Here is an 18546-nt window from a genome sequence, read left to right on the forward strand (position 1 = left end):
TGTGCTTGACTTGGAAATGTCCATATAGGACATTTCTATTTGGTTATTAGGTAGGACATTTCTACTTGGGAATAACAATTTAACTTTAAAGCTACAATTTAATAAACAAATAATTGTACAAAAAGTATAAAATATAAAAAGGTATAAGATTTATTTTGGATTATGAGTAATCAACAAGAAAAAAAGCTATTTGCTGAACGACTGAATAAAGCTTTGCTGGAAGCAAAGCATCCTATTAGTCCCACTTACTTGGCGAATGAATTTAACAACCGTTACAATGGTCAACCTATCAGTGTACAGTCAGCCAATAACTGGTTATTAGGTAAAGCAATTCCTAATCAGGATAAGTTAGCCATATTAGCCTTATGGTTAAATGTATCTAATCAATGGTTACGTTTTGGAGACATTGATCAAATAAATACACCTAATAGTAATTCATTAGAGTCAATGGATTTAGATTTTCTATTGAAATTCAGAAGATTAAGTAATTCTCAAAAGAAACTGGTTACTTCATTGATAGATGAAATTCTAAGATAATTTATTATGTAGAAGCTTCATATAATGTTGCTTCTCCTTCCTGTAGATCTCAAGCAAATCTTCATATTCTCTTATTTTTGCATATAATCTTTTCAGCTCATTTTTTTTAATGACCACTGAATCTATAGGATCATAACAAGTTCCTAAACATGCCTTTTTTTTCTGTTCCATACTTAAAATAATAAATCAATATTTGATTAAATCATAAACCATCTACAATAAAAAACCAATAAAAAAGCCACAAAAATATACTTTTGTCTATAAAACTGTGACCTGGTTCATAAGCAAAAAACAATTTCAATCAATCACTTAATTTTACTTATTAAAGGAAACCATATTTTTTAATCAAAAAATCCCCGCAATTGCGGGGATTTTTTTATGAAATGATCAGCTGATGAATTACATCATACCGCCCATACCACCCATACCACCCATATCAGGCATCGCAGGTTTGTCTTCTGGAATATCAGTGATCATGCATTCAGTTGTTAACATGAGGCCAGCTACAGATGCAGCGTGCTCAAGTGCAGAACGAGTTACTTTCGCTGGGTCAAGAATACCCATCTCTAGCATGTCACCGTATTCGCCAGTTGCAGCGTTGTAACCAAAGTTACCTTCGCCATTTTTAACAGCGTTGATCACTACAGAAGGCTCATCACCCGCGTTAGATACAATTTGACGAAGCGGTGCTTCGATCGCGCGGCGAAGAATGTTGATACCTACATTCTGGTCATCGTTCGCGCCTGTTACACCTTCAAGTGCTTTAGCTGCACGTACCAGAGCAACACCACCACCAGCAACAACACCTTCTTCAACTGCAGCACGAGTCGCGTGAAGCGCATCATCTACGCGATCTTTCTTCTCTTTCATTGCAACTTCAGTTGCAGCACCGATTTTGATGACAGCAACCCCGCCAGCAAGTTTCGCTACACGCTCTTGAAGTTTTTCTTTGTCATATTCTGAAGTCGACTCTTCAATCTGTGCACGGATTTGCTGTACACGCTCAGAAATCTGAGTTGCATCACCAGCGCCATCAACAATTACAGTATTTTCTTTAGATACAGTTACTTTATGTGCAGTACCCAAGTGATCAAGTGTTGTTTGATCAAGCTGCATGCCGATTTCTTCAGAAATTACAGTACCGCCAGTCAAGATCGCGATATCTTGAAGCATCGCTTTACGGCGATCCCCAAAACCAGGCGCTTTCACTGCACATACTTTGATGATGCCGCGCATGTTGTTTACCACAAGTGTAGCCAGTGCCTCACCTTCAACATCTTCAGCAATGATCAGCAGCGGTTTGCCAGTTTTTGCAACAGCTTCAAGTACAGTGATCAGTTCACGGATATTACCGATTTTCTTATCAACAAGAAGAATGAACGGATTTTCAAGTTCTGCTGTCAAAGTATCTTGTTTGTTTGCAAAGTACGGAGAGATATAACCGCGATCGAACTGCATCCCTTCAACTACATCCAGCGAATCCTCGAAGCCTGAACCTTCTTCAACCGTGATCACGCCTTCTTTACCTACTTTTTCCATCGCTTGCGCAATCAGCTGGCCTACAGTCGTATCAGAGTTAGCAGAGATCGAACCTACTTGTTCAATAGCTTTAGAGTCTGATGCTGGTTTTGCAGTTGCCTTGATGTTTTCAACAACAGAACGTACTGCAATATCGATACCGCGTTTCAAGTCCATTGGGTTCATACCCGCAGTTACTGACTTGATACCTTCGTTCAAGATTGCTTGAGCAAGAACAGTCGCAGTCGTTGTACCGTCACCTGCGATGTCATTGGTCTTAGAAGATACTTCGCGAACAAGTTGAGCACCCATGTTCTCGAACTTGTCTTTTAAAGTAATTTCTTTGGCTACAGTAACACCATCTTTAGTGATGTGCGGCGAACCAAAAGAACGGTCGATGACAACATTACGGCCTTTAGGACCAAGCGTAACTTTTACTGCATCTGCAAGGGTGTTTACACCAGCAATCATTTTTGAACGAGCTGAATCACCAAATTTTACGTCTTTAGCTGACATATTTGACTCCGAATATTATTGTATCTTTACAAAATCTGATTTGGAACGAATAAAACTTTTTAGCGTAGATTAAGCTTCTAATACTGCTAAAATGTCAGATTCTTTCATGATTAAAAGCTCTTCACCGTCTACTTTTACAGTAGTACCTGCATACGTACCGAACAATACTTTGTCGCCAACTTTTACATCTAGTGCACGTACACCATTGTCGGTGATTTGACCATTACCAACTGCAATAACTTCCCCTTGAGCAGGTTTTTCAGCAGCCGAACCAGGAAGTAAAATCCCTCCCGCTGTTTTAGTTTCTTCTTCAACACGACGAATAACAACGCGATCATGTAATGGACGAATGTTGCTCATAAATAACTCCATCAGACTAAGTCTTTTTTAAGGTCACTGATGACGACTTAATTATTCCATGGGTCATCATCAAAAATTTTTGATGTCACTTTTATGGAGATGGAATAAAACGCTTCAAGGGCAAAAATGAAAAAAAATTGGTTTTTTTTAAAGAATTCTTAATTTTCGTCTATTTCTTGGACAGATCAGCTTTAAACACAAAAGATTGTGCCATTTCATCGAACAGATATTGAGAAATGTTTCCTGTGGCATCAATCAGGTTAAAGCTATTAGGTTCATTTTGATGCAGACGATTTGAGGCAGAAGTCCCCGCATGTACATCGTAAACCGGATGATCTAATCCTAGCTTAAATATCTGGTTCAGATCATAAGTCGCCGGTTGATGCAGATGTCCATGCAACACACCAAACAGGCCATGCTCCGCCCAGGCTTGTAACGCAATTTTAGCCATCAGTGGGCTGTCCTTGAAACCGCGCTTGTTTTGAGAAGGCACATAAAAAGGTTGATGGCTGACAATGATTTTTAGTTTGGAAACCGGTGCTTGGGCCAGCTTCATATCAATACGTTGAATCTGCTCAAGCGATAAATGTCCTTTGGTATGATACCGGCGCCGGATTGAATTCACGCCAATCAGGTAAAAGTTTTCTGTTTCAAACACCGGCTCCAGTTCGCCAAAAAAAATCTGGTAGCGGGTGAATGGATTGAAAAACCGGTTCCACAAATGATAAAGCGGAATATCATGATTACCTGGAATTACCATATAAGGTGTATTGAGCTGATCCAGAAATTTCTTACAGTCAAAGAACTGACCAAAACGCGCACGTTGCGTCAGATCACCACTCACCACTACCGCCTCCAATGGGTGAGACTGGCAAAATTGTTGAATCGCTTTTAAACACTCCGGTCTTTCTGTACCAAAATGCAGATCAGAAAGATGTAGAATCATGCGGCACCATTACATTTAAAGCATTTTTTAAAACTGAAATATTTAGAGGAGGTGTCATTTCTACAGTCTCTCCATCTATGGCGATCATCAGCTTGTTACGTCTAGATTCAATCCGTACCTGATCCGCAGCAAAACTATACACATCCGATGCTTCATCAATCTTGCCCCGGATGAGCTGATATACCAGCTTAAACAACGTCATTTTGTCACTCTTAGCGACCACGACACCGGCAACCTTCCCCTGTTCCGCAGCCTGAGCAATCCGCATTTTCATTTCGGCCAGTTGTAGTGGATTATTACCAAAAAAAATCAGTGGAGTTTTAACCGGGTATTTTTTTTGATCTACCCAGATTTTGAGTTTTAATTCTTTGCGATCGCGAATCAGCACATCTAGCGCAGAGGTATAGGCATGTATAGGTAGCCGCCCAAAGATCCGGTTGTAATCTTCACGCTTTTTTATAAATAAAGGATAGAGTCCCAAACTGGCATTATTCAGATAAATTTCCTGATTAATACGAGCGACATGAATAGATTTAATCTGACCTGTGGCAATGACTTGTGCGGCTTCAACCAAGTCCAAAGGAATACCCAGCAACCTTGCTACATAATTAAAAGTACCTAAGGGCAAAATACCTACCGGAATCTGCGTTTCAAGCAAATGCTTTGCGACAGAGTTCAAGGTTCCATCTCCACCAGCTGCGACCACTACCCCAGGTTCGGCAGACTGCTGATGGCGCAGTAAAACTTCGGCCATAATTGTTATAAATTGCTGTGAATCATTGATTTCATAGCTTTTAATCTGATAACCATGCGTTGAAAAAATTTCCATCAATTGCTTATAATTTTCTTGCTGATCGAGTAAACGAAAACCAGAATTATGATTATAAATAATCGATAAGGGTTTAGATTGATTAGACATTTTTTGTTCAGATTAATGTAGACCTATTGGCATTTTGTCCAATTCATACACAATTAATAGTGGCTTTATGTAAAATTCAAATAGTGACCATTTATTTAATCAATAACAAACAAGATTAAACCGTTTTATTTATATTATTGATTTTAAATAAAATAATTAAAATAAATACCATACATAAAATTAATAAATATTATATTAAGTCTTTGAATTTATTTGCATCTAACTGTTTTTTCTATATTTAAATTGAAAATAACATAATATTCCAAATAAGATCCAACGCTTCTTTGGTCTTATTTTTTTTACGATTTTATGCTTTAATACAGCCACTTTTTTTTCATATTTCATCTGGCCAGTATTTTATTGACCAGATTGTACTTTGTACAACATTTTGTACACATTTGAGATAGGCCTCACCATGACCCAAGTGAACGCACCAGAATTCGTTCGTCACCCTAAGCTTATTGCATGGGTGGAAGAAATTGCTAAATTGACAAAACCAGCAAAAATTGAATGGTGTGACGGTAGCGCAGAAGAATATCAACGTTATATCGACTTGATGATCGCTAACGGCACAATGCAAGCACTTAACCAGGAAAAACATCCGGGTTCTTATCTTGCAAATTCTGATCCTTCTGACGTTGCTCGTGTTGAAGGTCGTACTTATATCTGTTCAGAAAACAAAGAAGACGCTGGTGCGACCAATAACTGGGAAGCACCTGCTGAAATGCGTGCTCGCCTGAACGGTTTGTTCGACGGTTCTATGAAAGGCCGTACTTTGTACGTTGTACCTTTCTCTATGGGTCCTTTAGGTTCTCATATTGCACATATCGGTATCGAACTGACTGACTCTCCTTATGTAGCAGTCAGCATGTCTAAAATGGCTCGTATGGGTAAAGCTGTTTATGACGTTTTGGGTACTGATGGCGAATTTGTTCCATGTGTACACACAGTTGGTGCACCTTTAGAAGAAGGTCAAAAAGACGTTGCCTGGCCTTGCAACCCTGAAAAATGGATCGTGCATTATCCAGAAACGCGTGAAATCTGGTCTTACGGTTCTGGTTACGGCGGTAATGCATTGCTTGGTAAAAAATGCCTCGCTTTACGTATTGCATCTTATATGGGTCGTCAACAAGGCTGGTTAGCTGAACACATGCTGATCCTTGGCGTGACAAATCCACAAGGCGAAAAACACTACATCGCAGCTGCATTCCCATCTGCTTGTGGTAAAACAAACTTCGCGATGCTGATTCCACCAGCAGGCTACGAAGGCTGGAAGATTGAAACTGTAGGTGACGATATTGCCTGGATCAAACCAGGTGAAGACGGTCGTCTATACGCAATCAACCCTGAAGCTGGTTTCTTCGGTGTAGCGCCTGGTACTAATACCAAGACCAACCCGAACTGTATGGCTACACTGCACAAAGACGTGATCTATACCAACGTTGCTGTGACTGACAACGGCGAAGTTTGGTGGGAAGGTCTGACTAAAGAAGCACCTGCTAACCTGACCAACTGGAAAGGTCAACCACACACTGGCGAAGAAAAAGCAGCGCATCCAAACGCTCGTTTCACCGTTGCTGCTGGTCAATGCCCTTCTATCGATGCTGATTGGGAAAATCCAGCGGGTGTTCCAATTTCTGCGTTCATCTTCGGTGGTCGCCGTGCAGACACAGTACCGCTAATTTCAGAAGCTATTGATTGGGTTGATGGCGTGTATAAAGCTGCAACCATGGGTTCTGAAACCACTGCCGCTGCTGTTGGTCAACAAGGTGTTGTTCGTCGTGACCCATTCGCGATGCTGCCATTTGCTGGCTACAACATGGCTGACTACTTCACGCATTGGTTAGAAATGGGTGAGAAAGTGGGCGAGAAAGCTGCTGCTGCAGGCAACAAGCTTCCAGGTATCTACAACGTGAACTGGTTCCGTCGTGATGCTGAAGGCAACTTCGTATGGCCTGGTTTCGGTCAAAACATGCGTGTTCTTGAGTGGATCATTGACCGTTGTGAAGGTCGTGCAACTGCTGTTGAGACTCCAATTGGCCGTGTTCCAACTTACGAACAGTTGAACTGGAACGGTACTGATTTCTCTAAAGAACAGTTTGACCTGGTAACTTCTCAAGACAAAGATCAATGGATCAAAGAGCTTGAAAGCCACACTGAATTATTTAACAAATTAGGTGATCGTTTACCTGAAGCGTTGAAAAAACGTCAAGCTGAATTACTTGAAGCTGTTAAATCTGCTTAAGTGCTGATTTAATTTAAGAAGGTCGCGTAAGCGGCCTTTTTTATTAGGTGTCTAAACAATTGATCACAATTCGCCAGATCAACAGATCTGGCAAACTATGGCATACTCGGGACAATACATCAGGGAATATAACTATGAATAAAACCACAATTTTTTTAGGATTAGGTCTCAGCAGTCTACTCATCAGCGCATGCCAGACAGCACCACAACAATTTAATGGCCAGACAGGTTATGAAGTCCTGGAGCGTTCAGAAAATGCTGCGACCCTGAGCTATACACTCGCAGGACGACCAAGCCAAGATAAAAACCGCCTGCAAGCCGCTTGCAGACAGGTTTTAGGCAACTCTAAAACTTATAATATCCAGATTCTAAGCATAAATGAAATTCCCAACCCCACTGCGGAACAAGAACAATATGGCCGACAATTAGGGAACAGCCGTACGCAAATCAGCTTAAGCAATACACCTGATTTATATAATAGCGATAACCCCGGTGCACGCGAAGCCTTAGATGCCCGCCCGACGATCATGCGTGTGATTCGTTATACTTGCTCTTAATCACTGATACTTATTTAAAATGAGGCAATAAAAGGGCTAACAACCCTTTTATTTTTTAACTTTAAAGGGTTTTATAAAAACTGACATTACGAAACTCGGGTGACTCATCCAAATCCGGCCAGGTGGTCGCACTACGCTCATCCAGTTTTTCGTATTGGGGATGACTAAAGTTTTTTACCCGACTATCTGCAACCCACACCTCAGGCGCAAATTTTAAAAACTCATCCAAGAAGAAACGGTTGCATTGGTCATAAAGTACGTCGGCAGCTAACAGGATATTAACCTGTTCTGCCTTATACAGATCATCCAAGTATTCAAGCTCAACACCATTCAACTCAGCATTGGCACGACAAGCGTCTAAACTCACTTGATCGATGTCACAGCAAATCACACGCTTAGCACCTGCCATTTTTGCTGCAATTGCAACGACACCTGAACCTGCACCAAAATCCAACACTACTTTATCTTTTACATGATGTGGTTCTGCCAGCAGCCACTGCGCCATCGCAAGACCAGATGCCCAGCAAAAGATCCAATACGGCGTATCATTCCAGATACGACGGATGACTTCATCATCCAGCTTATCAGTTGGAAATACTGGCGGAATTAGCCAAAGTGAAATAGGTGTATCCGGCAATTGCTGTGCCAGCAACTCACAACCGGGAATTACCTCATGCAAGGGTTGAAGTAAATGATCAGGGGCTTTGGGGAATTGAAAAGTACAGCTCATTGGATTTCTTTTAATTGGTATTTATATCTTTGAAGAATCTCCCCTAGCCCCTCTTTAAAAAAGAGGGGGAAACTCCATCCAAAAATAGTGATCAGAGTTCCCTCCTTTGAAAAAGGAGGGTTAGGGAGGATTTAAAATTAACCTAGCGCTTTTTCAGCAGCTTCAACCGTTTGACGAATCAAAGTGGTAATGGTCATAGGACCTACACCACCTGGAACTGGCGTGTAAGCAGAAGCAATTTCTTCAATACCTTGTAACTGGATATCCCCCACACCGCCGCCATCACGTGGATGGAAACCGGCATCTACAACTACTGCACCTGGTTTGATCCAGTCTTTCTGAATCAGCTCAGCCTTACCTACCGCACCAACAATGATATCTGCTTGCTTCACGAAGCTTGCAAGATCTTGAGTACGTGAGTGGCAAATGGTCACAGTTGCATTGGCTTCAAGCAGCATTGCTGCCATTGGTTTACCCAAAATTGCAGAGCGACCAACCACTACCGCATGTTTACCAGCAATTTCAATGTTGTTTTCTTTCAGGATGGTCATGATGCCTGCAGGCGTTGCAGAACCATAAGCTGCTTCACCCATTGCCATACGGCCGTAGCCCAGGCAAGTGACACCATCTACGTCTTTTTCAAGCGAAATTGCATCAAAACATGCACGCTCATCAATTTGCGCAGGTACCGGGTGTTGGAGCAAAATACCATGTACATCTGGATTGGCGTTTAGTTTTTCAATTTCGGCAAGCAATTCTTCAGTAGTGGTTTCCTTAGGAAGTTCCACTTTAAGTGAATCCATACCAACACGGCGGCAAGCATTGCCTTTCATGCGTACATAAGTAGCAGATGCACCATCGTCACCTACCAAAATCGTCGCAAGAATTGGAGTACGACCTGATTTTGCTTTCAGCGCTTCTACGCGAGTAAACAAGTCAGCTTCTATTTGCTTCGCCAATGCACGACCGTCTAGAACTAATGCCACAGCATTTCTCCCAAGTGTTGATATGAATCAATTTTGCACATTCTACATGATAATGCTAAATATTTTCCGCCAGATGCTGTTTTTATGCGCATACGAATGAATACACTATTGTTTTTTTTTCTGAGCTTGATAATATACGCATCAACAAGACGCGGCGGGGTGGCAGAGTGGTCATGCAGCGGACTGCAACTCCGTGGACGCCGGTTCGATTCCGACCTCCGCCTCCATCTTGTTAAAGCCCGAGTGGTGAAATCGGTAGACACAGGGGATTTAAAATCCCCCGCCCACAAAGCGTGCCAGTTCGAGTCTGGCCTCGGGCACCATTCTTCTACTACAGAAAGATGGTGCAAATAAAGAACCCAGCGAAAGCTGGTTTTTTTATGCCTTTAATTTAGTTATTTCAAAAAATGAGTAAGTCTAAATTTCCTGTTTAAGTTTCATTACCTATTATGCCACCCTGCTTTCATTTAAAATATCATCCAGCAGAGCGTAAATATCCTTGCAGATCCTGTTCCAGTTTTTGCTGAAAATGAATTGGTTCAATGATTTTCACATAAGGTAACCAGTAACGCACCAAAGGCAGTAACTGCATTTCATGACGAATCTGGCAACTAATCAATAATTCTCCAGACTCCAGCTCCTGCTCAATCTGCTGTTCCGGAAATAAACGGCGCTCTTTAAAAAATACTGTGACTGCAGGCTGTACCTTGACCAAAACCTGCTGTTTTTGCCGTCCAAACCAGATACTGTCTTCATCTGTTAGCATTTTCAGTACTTCAGAATCATGCTCAAAACTTTCAGCCTCGAAGACCAGTTTTACCTGCTGCAACTGGCTTAGGCGATAGGTTTTCAACTCGCCCTGTATCACACCAGCCAAGTACCAGATACCATGATGATGAATCAAGCGATAAGGCTGGATAATTTGCACTTGATCTGAATAGAGTAGCTCAATCTGCTGACGTTTATAGATCGCACCTGCAAACAGCTTGAAATGTTCGGCAAACTGTTTGGCATCTTCAAAATAGTAGCCTTTTGCCGAAAATACCTGATTTGCCCGCTCATCCAGCAGTTCACGTATAAAAGACATATCCAGTGTCGGGTACAGATCACTGATCCCGGACAATTGGGCAAAATTCTGGATATCCTGTAACTTGAAACGTCCTAAATAGGAAGGTTCAAGATAATAGCGTTTTGTATTTTCATCCTGTATCAGCGGCAAATAAGAATTAAGGCGATCAAAATCACGCTCAATCGTTCGGGTGCTCACCTGAAATTCTCGTGCCAACTCCTGCACATTTAACTGATGCCCTATATTAAGTTTGGTTAAAATACTGGCCAAACGTTCTGCAAGGCGCTCATGCGTTGACGCATTGCCCTTCATAAATCCCCTCTTTCGCTATTTTTAGCGCAATGCATACTCTGCTTAGAATTTTTAAATTATGGGAAAATTATACAGCTTAATAAAAATGAGATTAGAGTTAATTACTTCAACTTAAGGCTAATAGGCACAGTCTTTTTAAGCTTTTTTACGGCGTTTAAAAGCAGATTTAGAACTTTTCCGGTTAAGCCGTTCCATATAGCGTTCCAGATGCAGCATGGCCTGATACAGCTTGTGTAAATCCGAACGGATGAACTGATTAAGAATAATGACTTTATGTAACCGCTTTAATGCCCGAAAGCCGTGTTCACGCGTATAGGGAGCTGACACTATTTTCATCATATACTTCCTCTTGTTATGTGATATTTCATTCAATACCAAACAATTTAGTCAGGTTAATTTTAATTGTTAATTTACTCCCCAGTTTCGACAGGTTGTGTCGAACAATTAACATTTTTACCATTTTTTAAAATTTAAACCCCTATATCAATCAATTAATTTAAATTGGTTGTCATTTTTTATGCAAAATAAAAGCCAACACAAGTTGGCTTTTATTGTTTTTAGTATTCTAATCACAAGAATAATTAGATGATTTCCACCACAATTTTTCCAATATGCTCACCCGTATCCATGGCTGCATGCGCCTCCTGAATCTGGTCAAACTTAAAGGTCTGATAAATCATTGGCAGACATTCGCCTTGTGCCCATAAGGGTGCCACATGCGTTTTCAAACCTTGTGCAATTTCAGCTTTTTCAGCCGTGCTACGTGCACGCATTGTTGAACCGGTAATAGTCAGACGTTTCATCATGATCTGACCCAGTTTCACTTCCTTAGCCTTGGCACCACCTAAAAATGCGATATATACCAGACGGCCATCACGGCGGAGCAAATTCAAATTACGCTCTAAATATGGCGCACCGACCATATCCAGAATCACATCTACACCTGCCTTATCCGTTGCTTCATTAATGACCTGCTCAAAGTCCTGAGTCTTGTAATTGATTCCTGTGGTTAGATGTGAAATCGCCTGGATTTTCTCGTCATTACCTGCTGTGGCAAAGGTTTTAATACCCAAGGATTTACATAGCATGAGTGCCGTGGTTCCAATCCCACTGGTTCCGCCATGCACCAGTACCGTCTCCCCTGCCTTGGCTTTACCCATCTGGAACACATTTGCCCACACCGTAAAGAAGGTTTCAGGAATCGCGGCGGCCTGCACAAAGCTCACGCCTTCAAGAATATTTAAAGTCTGGCTTTCAGGTACGACGCAATATTCTGCATAGCCACCACCATTGGTCAGGCCACAAACCTTGTCACCGACTTTAAACTGACTTACACCAGTTCCGACCGCAACCACTTCACCTGCCACCTCCAGACCTGGAACAGGAGTCACGCCTTTTGGCATCGGGTATAGACCCTGACGCTGCAAGATATCCGGACGGTTAATCCCAAAGGCATGAACCTTGACCAGCACCTCGTCAGCTTTGGGTTCAGGAATAGCAACTGTTTCATAAGCGAGTTTATCCACCCCACCCGGTTCTGTAATAATGACGTGTTGCATGTTTTGTTGCGACATGGATTGTTTCCCTAACATTGATGTTTTATCTCTCTTAAACTTATTTGAACATAGAACGCTTATGGATTGAAGGCTAATGGACTTATGTATAATCTTTGGGGTATTTTATAAATTGATATCAAGCAGACCATGACTATTATTATTCAAAAAGTTGAAACAGAAGATATAAATCCAGTTCTAGACATCTGGCTACATGCCTCCTTACAGGCGCATGCCTTTATTCCCGCAACATATTGGCAACAACAGCTGATTGCCATGCGTGATCTATATCTGCCTCTTTCTGAAAATTATGTAATCAAAGAAAATCATACAGTTCTGGGTTTTGCCTCACTGCTAAGATCAGAGCAGGTATTGGCCGCACTTTTCATTGATCCCGCCCAGCAGGGCAAAGGTTATGGTGTACGTCTGCTGGATTTCCTGAAACAGCAATGTGAGCAACTGCATTTAAATGTGTATGCTGAAAATACCTCAGCAGTTCAGTTCTACCAGAAACAAGGTTTTAAAATGACCAGTCAAGGGATTGACCAGAATACCGGCCATGCAGAACTGGCTATGAGTTGGTGCAGGCCTTGATCCGGAACATATAAGGGCAATTTATGTCAGCAGTCATCCTTTATAATGAAGATAATTATAGCGATTTTGAATGGTATGAAGGCCTTGCGGTGATCCGCTTCTATGCAGACTGGTGCAAGCCATGTGTTCAAAACTTTCCTGTATTTGAACAACTGGCAGGGTATTATGCTGAGTACAAACCAACCATCAAGTTCGGCAAGATCAATGTCGATCAATCGCCAATTCTGACTTTACGCTATAACGTCTATGGCCTACCTTCCACCCTGATTTTTAAAAATGGCCAGATTATTCACCGTATTGCCGGTGTAAAAAATCTGACTGAAATGAAAGCCATTCTGTCTCAAGTAATGGACGAATCATCCAACTGATGCAAGCAGACCAATGCCCTATTTGGCAGATTGATTCGGCATCTGCACAAACTGCATCAGGAATTTACGCACCAGTGGGAGTACCACCAGAATCAGTGGAAATGCCATCAGCCATGACATGCTCCAGGCATGCAGCCACACTGAGATAAACTGATCACTCCAGCCTTTATTCAGTAGCAGATTAAAGCAGGAAATTGCACCACTCATAATACCGGAAAGGATCAGCGGCATGAGCCAGTTCAGATGTTTGGCATGAAATTTGGGAACTATATTTTTCATCATTTTACCTAATTTTTAAATCGTGAATCGAATTACAGACGTGTGATGTTTATTGCTGCTTGGTCGATCTGTTTTGCAATCTTTTGAATATCTTCAGTGCTTAATTCATCATCAAACAGTTTGTATCGCAATGCAGCTTTCAGACTTTCCATCGCAGTATTAATGTCGATATAACGCTCATCATCTTTAATCCGGCGACGGGTTTCAAACCGGCGAAGAACTTTTTGCAGGGTTTCCTGATAGCTTTCCAGATGCTTAAGACCTTCGTCAGTAATGTGATATTGCTTGCGCTCATCAGCACTCATAGTCACTTGTGTATATTGCTGCTCTTCCAAATAACTAATGGTTGGACAGATCGTGCCGGTGCTCGGCTTGTAGTTTCCGCCGACCAGAGCAGCCACTTCTTTAATAATGTCATAGCTAAACCTGGGTGCCTGGGCAATAAAATGCAGCACCAGCAATTTCATTTCACCTGCTTCAAACAGACGTTTGCGAAGTTTTGGAGAGTTTTCTTGTTCTTCTGAAATAACAGAGTGAGGACTTACAGGCATGGTTAAGATATATCTTAAATTTAATTAAGATATATCTTATTGAGAATTTAATTAAAATTCTAGTTCTAATTCAACTTTTATTTGATCAACTTAAGCATCTAGAAAACCATCATGAATAATTTTATTTCTCATTTCTTTTAGAAAAGTCAAACTTGATGATTCGGACTCAAATAAACTTCCACTTAATTCATTCAACCTCAATAGTTTTCTTTTACCATGTTTAATATCATATTTATAACATTCAAGCTTTTGATAAGAAGAAAGTGTTATAAATTAATTTTCTTTCAAATTGATATGCATAATCCATCAATAGAGAGTGATATTCTTCCACCCCATTCTTGTAAAAAGATTGATTATTATTTTGTTCACCCTTTACCTCATTTAAATTAAAGTACAACATTTCAATTTCTCTTTTTTAACAGATTAATTCTTAATTATTTCCGACTCAAAAATTCTTTTATCATCTTTTCACTTACATCTTCCGGATAACAAAGTGGTGCATATCCACCAGCGCGGTTATAAGCACTGCGTTTCCCACAACGGCTGCCATTACGTGCAGTATTGTAAGGGCATGGACAATTGCCCGGATAACTCTCAATCGACTGTTTAATAATCTTCTGCTTGATTGCTTCAACACTTTGACTACTCTGTTTGGCTTCAGCTCCAAAAGCTACACACAAACCAACCAGTAATAATAATTTTTTCATAAATACCCCCATCTAGGGAGCATTGTATTAATTGACTAGTAAATTAAAAGATCACATTTTGACTAATCGAATGATTTTCATGCAAACAAAATTTAGGCAATAAAAAACCCGCTTTACAGCGGGTTTCTCTAAAACCAATCCAGTCTTATAGACGAACCAGTTCCACAATTTTCTCAGCAAGTTCTTCAGCAGATTCCTGAGCAAAAGTAACATCTGTACCTTCAGTTGCATCAGTTACTACAATCACACCAGTTTCACGAACCAGCGTAACTTGATCAGCTGAAAGACCCGCTTTCGCAATCGCAACCACACCTTGCTGGATCAGCAGGCTTTCAAGTGCTTGAGCATTTTCCAGTGCCTTAGCAGACACAGTTACTGCGGCAGGTTTCTGACCTAAACGCGCAGCACGCGTTTCAGCCGTTACAGGCTCGTTGTGCGCAGTCCATTCCACTGCCGCCTCAACCATCCCCGCACCCACAGTCACGTTGCTTAGACGGTCAATAAAGATGAATGAGCCGGTGTAACGACTATCCTGATAACGGTCGAATACCACTGGCGCATCAAATTCGATAGTGACATCAGCAATTGCATTCAGCTCCAGTTGCTCTACTTCCATTTTTTCCAATGTATTAACATTGGTACGGTAGTGAATTTTCGCAACTTTTGCTGGAATGGTCTGAGTACCGAACTTCACGTTATAAAGTTTGCCAATGACTAGCGGCTGATCATTCATCCAAACCACTGAGGCTCGCGCAGAACGTGAAATTAAAGGCTGCTCACCCGCTTTAACGAGAATGTTACCACGTGAAATATCAATTTCATCATTCAAAGTTAAAGTAATGGCTTGCCCCGCAACAGCGTGATCCAGATTACCATCAAAAGTGACGATTTCTTTGACTGTTGATTTCTTGCCAGATGGCAGGGCAACAATCTCATCACCAACTTTTATTTCGCCCAGAGCGATCGTACCGCAGAAACCACGGAAGTCGAGGTTCGGACGGTTCACATACTGAACCGGAAAACGGAATTCATCTTTGCTGGTATTACGCGTAATTTCAACAGTCTCCAAAGTCTCCATTAAGGTTTGACCTTGGTACCACGGCGTATTTGGTGATTTGTTAACGACGTTATCACCGTTTAGTGCAGAAATTGGCGTGAAAATAATATTTTCAGGCTTACGTTCACCCAACTGTTCAATAAACTTGTTGTACTCTGCCTGAATTTCATTGAAGCGTGCTTCAGAAAATTCAACCAAGTCCATCTTGTTCACGGCCACTACGATATTATGAATTCCTAAAAGACTCGCAATAAATGAGTGACGGCGGGTTTGAGTCTGCACGCCGTAACGCGCATCAATCAGGATGATCGCAAGATCTGCTGTCGACGCACCTGTCGCCATGTTACGGGTGTACTGTTCGTGTCCCGGTGTATCAGCAATAATGAACTTACGTTTTTCAGTCGAGAAATAACGGTAAGCCACATCAATAGTAATGCCCTGCTCACGTTCGGCCTGTAAACCATCTACAAGAAGCGCCAGATCAGGTGCATCGCCAGTGGTACCGACTTTTTTCGAGTCACGGGTAACTGCCTGCAGCTGATCTTCATAAATCAGTTTTGAATCGTAAAGCAAACGACCAATTAAAGTTGATTTACCATCATCTACGTTACCGCACGTCAGGAAACGCAATAAGTCTTTATTTTCATGTTGTTTCAAATAACCCAAGATATCTTGGCTGATTAAATCAGATTGATGAGACATTGCTCAAAGCTCCACAAATACGTTGAAATCGGTTGCTAATCTTTAAATCCACCTAAATCCTCCTTTAATAAAGGAGGACTTTCCTCCAATCAATTTCTGGAGTTCCCCCCTCTTTTCTAAAGAAGGGGTTAGGGGGAGATTACGAGACTCTAGAAATAACCTTCCTGCTTTTTCTTTTCCATCGAACCTGCTTCATCATGGTCGATCATACGGCCCTGACGTTCAGATGTGGTCGCTAAAAGCATTTCCTGGATAATTTCCGGCAAGGTGTTGGCTGTAGATTCCACAGCACCCGTAAGCGGGTAACAGCCTAGAGTACGGAAACGAACCGATTTCATTTGTGGTACTTCGCCTGGATTCAGGCGCATACGCTCATCATCCACCATGATCAGCGTGCCATTACGCTCAACCACTGGGCGTTCAGCCGCCAGATACAATGGCACAAGTTTGATATTTTCAAGATAGATATATTGCCAGATGTCGAGTTCAGTCCAGTTAGACAATGGGAATACACGGATACTTTCGCCTTTATTCACTTTACCGTTGTAAAGGTTCCACAGCTCTGGGCGCTGGTTTTTCGGGTCCCAACGGTGTTTAGAATCACGGAATGAATACACGCGTTCCTTCGCGCGTGACTTTTCTTCATCACGACGTGCCCCACCGAAAGCTGCATCAAACTGATATTTGTCCAGCGCCTGTTTCAGACCTTGGGTTTTCATGATGTCGGTATATTTTGAGCTACCATAGTCAAATGGATTTACGCCCGCATCACGGCCTTCCTTGTTCTGATGCACGATCAGATCAAAGCCATGTTCTTTTGCCATGTTGTCACGGAACGTGATCATGTCTTTGAATTTCCAGCCTGTATCTACATGCAGCAATGGAAATGGAAGTTTTGCAGGATAAAACGCTTTCAGTGCCAAATGCAGCATTACTGCTGAATCTTTACCGATTGAATACAGCATGACCGGATTTTCAAACTCGGCAGCAACTTCGCGGATGATATGAATACTCTCAGCTTCGAGCTGTTTGAGATGAGTAAGTCTTTCCTCATTTAACGACATGGACAACACCAGCTTAGAAAAACGTGTACTTATGACACTTTTGAAAATTTATATTCATTATAGTGATTTACCTATCCTATCCATTGCTTGTTTTATGATATTGATATATCAAAAGCTCATATAAAAATTCATCAATAATGAATATCAGTTTTTATGAATCAAGGTTTTGCATAACGCAGGCTTGGATATTTTGTAGTATTTATCCAGGGGCACTCTGTCAACAAACCAATAAAATCATAGAAAAATAATCTAAAGTAGTGGTTCTCAAACAGTTGAAAAATTACTAGAGTAAGCTCAACTCTGCCCTTTCATATATGTTATTTATGCCCTATAGCACTTTTGATCTCAGCACAGTAAAACACCGCCTGGAACAGGCTCAGCTTGCCGGCTACATTTATCAGCACCAGCAGCATATTTTAGTTCTGCAAGAACCTTTTAGTGATGATGGCAAGCCCTTGAATATCTATCTGCAACATGAACTGACCGCAGACCAAATCGGATTGCAGTTTGCTTTACGTTTACATGAAGGTCATTGGGAATTTCTAGTGGGCATCACCTATAGCAACCAGAATGCAGCTTACGAAATTGGTGTCAGCCATCTCAAAGGAGATCAAAAAGCCTTTAACTTGCTATATGCCTTTTATAATTATCCTAAAGCCTTCTATCTGGTGGCATTACCTTTGACGAGTAGTAGTCAAATGCTGGAGCAAACCCTGCAACAACAGCTTTTCAGTCAGCCTGATCTGAACTTCCTGAATACCGCAGTCAAGGTCAATCCTATGGGTGAACAGGTTAAATGGATGCAGCAGTATATTCTGCAACAGACCCTCGATATGAAAGTGCGAATTCAGACCGCCCTGCTCTAGCAGATTTAAACAGAAAATATAAAGATACTCTGGTTGAAGTATCTTTATATTTTTCCCAGAAACATACAGACAACAGGCGTTACTTGCCATAATTTCTATGGAATTATTCC

At 41.4% G+C, this 18546-nt stretch carries 20 protein-coding genes and 2 tRNA genes; 8 read left to right on the forward strand and 14 right to left on the reverse strand.

All coding sequences use genetic code 11. The features are described from left to right. The first annotated feature begins 162 nt into the window (after positions 1–162). Positions 163–537 (forward strand): hypothetical protein, encoded by a 375-nt coding sequence (locus tag VXP95_RS10840; protein WP_064095609.1) that lies wholly within the window; start codon positions 163–165, stop codon positions 535–537. Between the two features lie 399 nt (positions 538–936). Here the strand turns inward: VXP95_RS10840 and groL are convergent, their stop codons facing one another. The 4 genes from groL to VXP95_RS10860 all read right to left on the reverse strand — a co-directional run bounded on the left by groL (position 937) and on the right by VXP95_RS10860 (position 4796). After that, the gene (gene groL / locus VXP95_RS10845; protein WP_064095611.1) at positions 937–2571 is read right to left on the reverse strand and encodes a chaperonin GroEL; all 1635 of its coding nucleotides are present in this window, start codon (positions 2569–2571) and stop codon (positions 937–939) included. Positions 2572–2640: 69 nt separating this feature from the next. Next, positions 2641–2931: a co-chaperone GroES gene (locus VXP95_RS10850; RefSeq protein ID WP_064095612.1), complete on the reverse strand. Its 291-nt coding sequence runs from the start codon at positions 2929–2931 to the stop codon at positions 2641–2643. Positions 2932–3100: 169 nt separating this feature from the next. Further along, on the reverse strand, positions 3101–3877 hold the full coding sequence (locus tag VXP95_RS10855; protein ID WP_064101477.1) for a metallophosphoesterase family protein: 777 nt from the start codon (positions 3875–3877) through the stop codon (positions 3101–3103). After that, positions 3858–4796 carry a diacylglycerol/lipid kinase family protein gene (locus tag VXP95_RS10860; RefSeq protein WP_416712023.1) on the reverse strand — a complete coding sequence of 313 codons (939 nt, stop codon included), beginning with the start codon at positions 4794–4796 and terminating at the stop codon, positions 3858–3860. The genes VXP95_RS10855 and VXP95_RS10860 overlap by 20 nt, the downstream gene beginning before the upstream one ends. A 415-nt stretch (positions 4797–5211) precedes the next feature. On the opposite strand from VXP95_RS10860, the gene VXP95_RS10865 reads away from it, so the two are divergent. Continuing rightward, complete coding sequence (locus tag VXP95_RS10865; protein ID WP_064095615.1) at positions 5212–7041, forward strand: phosphoenolpyruvate carboxykinase (GTP); 1830 nt, start codon at positions 5212–5214, stop codon at positions 7039–7041. Positions 7042–7175: 134 nt separating this feature from the next. Continuing rightward, a complete protein-coding gene (locus VXP95_RS10870; RefSeq protein WP_416679876.1) occupies positions 7176–7598 on the forward strand; it encodes a hypothetical protein in 423 nt (140 codons plus the stop codon). A gap of 61 nt (positions 7599–7659) precedes the next feature. Here VXP95_RS10870 and VXP95_RS10875 read toward each other — a convergent pair whose 3' ends face one another. Further along, positions 7660–8328, reverse strand: a complete 669-nt coding sequence (locus VXP95_RS10875) for a class I SAM-dependent methyltransferase (protein WP_416712024.1) — start codon at positions 8326–8328, stop codon at positions 7660–7662. A gap of 137 nt (positions 8329–8465) precedes the next feature. Further along, positions 8466–9314, reverse strand: a complete 849-nt coding sequence (folD, locus tag VXP95_RS10880) for a bifunctional methylenetetrahydrofolate dehydrogenase/methenyltetrahydrofolate cyclohydrolase FolD (protein WP_064095618.1) — start codon at positions 9312–9314, stop codon at positions 8466–8468. Positions 9315–9467: 153 nt separating this feature from the next. Here folD and VXP95_RS10885 point away from each other — a divergent pair. Next, positions 9468–9541 (forward strand) — tRNA-Cys (locus VXP95_RS10885). A 10-nt stretch (positions 9542–9551) separates the two neighbouring features. Then, positions 9552–9637 (forward strand) — tRNA-Leu (locus tag VXP95_RS10890). Between the two features lie 152 nt (positions 9638–9789). On the opposite strand, the gene VXP95_RS10895 is transcribed toward VXP95_RS10890, so the two are convergent. The 3 genes from VXP95_RS10895 to VXP95_RS10905 all read right to left on the reverse strand — a co-directional run bounded on the left by VXP95_RS10895 (position 9790) and on the right by VXP95_RS10905 (position 12269). Beyond that, on the reverse strand, positions 9790–10695 hold the full coding sequence (locus VXP95_RS10895; RefSeq protein ID WP_416712025.1) for a helix-turn-helix transcriptional regulator: 906 nt from the start codon (positions 10693–10695) through the stop codon (positions 9790–9792). A gap of 135 nt (positions 10696–10830) precedes the next feature. Beyond that, entirely contained in the window at positions 10831–11031 is a 201-nt protein-coding gene (locus VXP95_RS10900) for a hypothetical protein (protein WP_064095620.1), read from the reverse strand. 245 nt (positions 11032–11276) lie between these two features. Continuing rightward, a complete protein-coding gene (locus tag VXP95_RS10905; protein WP_416712026.1) occupies positions 11277–12269 on the reverse strand; it encodes an NAD(P)H-quinone oxidoreductase in 993 nt (330 codons plus the stop codon). A gap of 129 nt (positions 12270–12398) precedes the next feature. Here VXP95_RS10905 and VXP95_RS10910 point away from each other — a divergent pair, with 129 nt between their 5' ends. Both VXP95_RS10910 and VXP95_RS10915 read left to right on the forward strand, forming a co-directional pair. Beyond that, the gene (locus VXP95_RS10910; protein WP_416705181.1) at positions 12399–12842 is read left to right on the forward strand and encodes an N-acetyltransferase; all 444 of its coding nucleotides are present in this window, start codon (positions 12399–12401) and stop codon (positions 12840–12842) included. Between the two features lie 23 nt (positions 12843–12865). After that, on the forward strand, positions 12866–13210 hold the full coding sequence (locus VXP95_RS10915) for a thioredoxin family protein (RefSeq protein WP_416679871.1): 345 nt from the start codon (positions 12866–12868) through the stop codon (positions 13208–13210). 18 nt (positions 13211–13228) lie between these two features. On the opposite strand, the gene VXP95_RS10920 is transcribed toward VXP95_RS10915, so the two are convergent. The 5 genes from VXP95_RS10920 to cysD form a co-directional block, all read right to left on the reverse strand. Further along, entirely contained in the window at positions 13229–13489 is a 261-nt protein-coding gene (locus tag VXP95_RS10920; protein WP_416679870.1) for a DUF2798 domain-containing protein, read from the reverse strand. A gap of 32 nt (positions 13490–13521) precedes the next feature. Continuing rightward, positions 13522–14040, reverse strand: a complete 519-nt coding sequence (locus VXP95_RS10925; RefSeq protein WP_416679869.1) for a PadR family transcriptional regulator — start codon at positions 14038–14040, stop codon at positions 13522–13524. 434 nt (positions 14041–14474) lie between these two features. Then, entirely contained in the window at positions 14475–14747 is a 273-nt protein-coding gene (locus VXP95_RS10930; RefSeq protein WP_416679868.1) for a hypothetical protein, read from the reverse strand. Positions 14748–14892: 145 nt separating this feature from the next. Then, the gene (gene cysN, locus VXP95_RS10935; protein ID WP_416712027.1) at positions 14893–16506 is read right to left on the reverse strand and encodes a sulfate adenylyltransferase subunit CysN; all 1614 of its coding nucleotides are present in this window, start codon (positions 16504–16506) and stop codon (positions 14893–14895) included. A 149-nt stretch (positions 16507–16655) separates the two neighbouring features. Beyond that, the gene (cysD, locus tag VXP95_RS10940) at positions 16656–17570 is read right to left on the reverse strand and encodes a sulfate adenylyltransferase subunit CysD (RefSeq protein WP_064095628.1); all 915 of its coding nucleotides are present in this window, start codon (positions 17568–17570) and stop codon (positions 16656–16658) included. 323 nt (positions 17571–17893) lie between these two features. On the opposite strand from cysD, the gene VXP95_RS10945 reads away from it, so the two are divergent. Continuing rightward, a complete protein-coding gene (locus VXP95_RS10945; RefSeq protein WP_416705178.1) occupies positions 17894–18436 on the forward strand; it encodes a hypothetical protein in 543 nt (180 codons plus the stop codon). Positions 18437–18546: the final 110 nt, after the last annotated feature.

Source organism: Acinetobacter sp. 226 (assembly GCF_048147925.1).
Lineage (GTDB): Bacteria > Pseudomonadota > Gammaproteobacteria > Pseudomonadales > Moraxellaceae > Acinetobacter > Acinetobacter pecorum.

Coding starts and splice junctions, on each gene's coding strand:
- VXP95_RS10840 (WP_064095609.1), top strand. CDS start 163: ATGAGTAATCAACAAGAAAAAAAGCTATTTGCTGAACGACTGAATAAA.
- groL (WP_064095611.1), bottom strand. CDS start 2,571: ATGTCAGCTAAAGACGTAAAATTTGGTGATTCAGCTCGTTCAAAAATG.
- VXP95_RS10850 (WP_064095612.1), bottom strand. CDS start 2,931: ATGAGCAACATTCGTCCATTACATGATCGCGTTGTTATTCGTCGTGTT.
- VXP95_RS10855 (WP_064101477.1), bottom strand. CDS start 3,877: ATGATTCTACATCTTTCTGATCTGCATTTTGGTACAGAAAGACCGGAG.
- VXP95_RS10860 (WP_416712023.1), bottom strand. CDS start 4,796: ATGTCTAATCAATCTAAACCCTTATCGATTATTTATAATCATAATTCT.
- VXP95_RS10865 (WP_064095615.1), top strand. CDS start 5,212: ATGACCCAAGTGAACGCACCAGAATTCGTTCGTCACCCTAAGCTTATT.
- VXP95_RS10870 (WP_416679876.1), top strand. CDS start 7,176: ATGAATAAAACCACAATTTTTTTAGGATTAGGTCTCAGCAGTCTACTC.
- VXP95_RS10875 (WP_416712024.1), bottom strand. CDS start 8,328: ATGAGCTGTACTTTTCAATTCCCCAAAGCCCCTGATCATTTACTTCAA.
- VXP95_RS10895 (WP_416712025.1), bottom strand. CDS start 10,695: ATGAAGGGCAATGCGTCAACGCATGAGCGCCTTGCAGAACGTTTGGCC.
- VXP95_RS10900 (WP_064095620.1), bottom strand. CDS start 11,031: ATGAAAATAGTGTCAGCTCCCTATACGCGTGAACACGGCTTTCGGGCA.
- VXP95_RS10905 (WP_416712026.1), bottom strand. CDS start 12,269: ATGTCGCAACAAAACATGCAACACGTCATTATTACAGAACCGGGTGGG.
- VXP95_RS10910 (WP_416705181.1), top strand. CDS start 12,399: ATGACTATTATTATTCAAAAAGTTGAAACAGAAGATATAAATCCAGTT.
- VXP95_RS10915 (WP_416679871.1), top strand. CDS start 12,866: ATGTCAGCAGTCATCCTTTATAATGAAGATAATTATAGCGATTTTGAA.
- VXP95_RS10920 (WP_416679870.1), bottom strand. CDS start 13,489: ATGAAAAATATAGTTCCCAAATTTCATGCCAAACATCTGAACTGGCTC.
- VXP95_RS10925 (WP_416679869.1), bottom strand. CDS start 14,040: ATGCCTGTAAGTCCTCACTCTGTTATTTCAGAAGAACAAGAAAACTCT.
- VXP95_RS10930 (WP_416679868.1), bottom strand. CDS start 14,747: ATGAAAAAATTATTATTACTGGTTGGTTTGTGTGTAGCTTTTGGAGCT.
- cysN (WP_416712027.1), bottom strand. CDS start 16,506: ATGTCTCATCAATCTGATTTAATCAGCCAAGATATCTTGGGTTATTTG.
- cysD (WP_064095628.1), bottom strand. CDS start 17,570: ATGTCGTTAAATGAGGAAAGACTTACTCATCTCAAACAGCTCGAAGCT.
- VXP95_RS10945 (WP_416705178.1), top strand. CDS start 17,894: ATGCCCTATAGCACTTTTGATCTCAGCACAGTAAAACACCGCCTGGAA.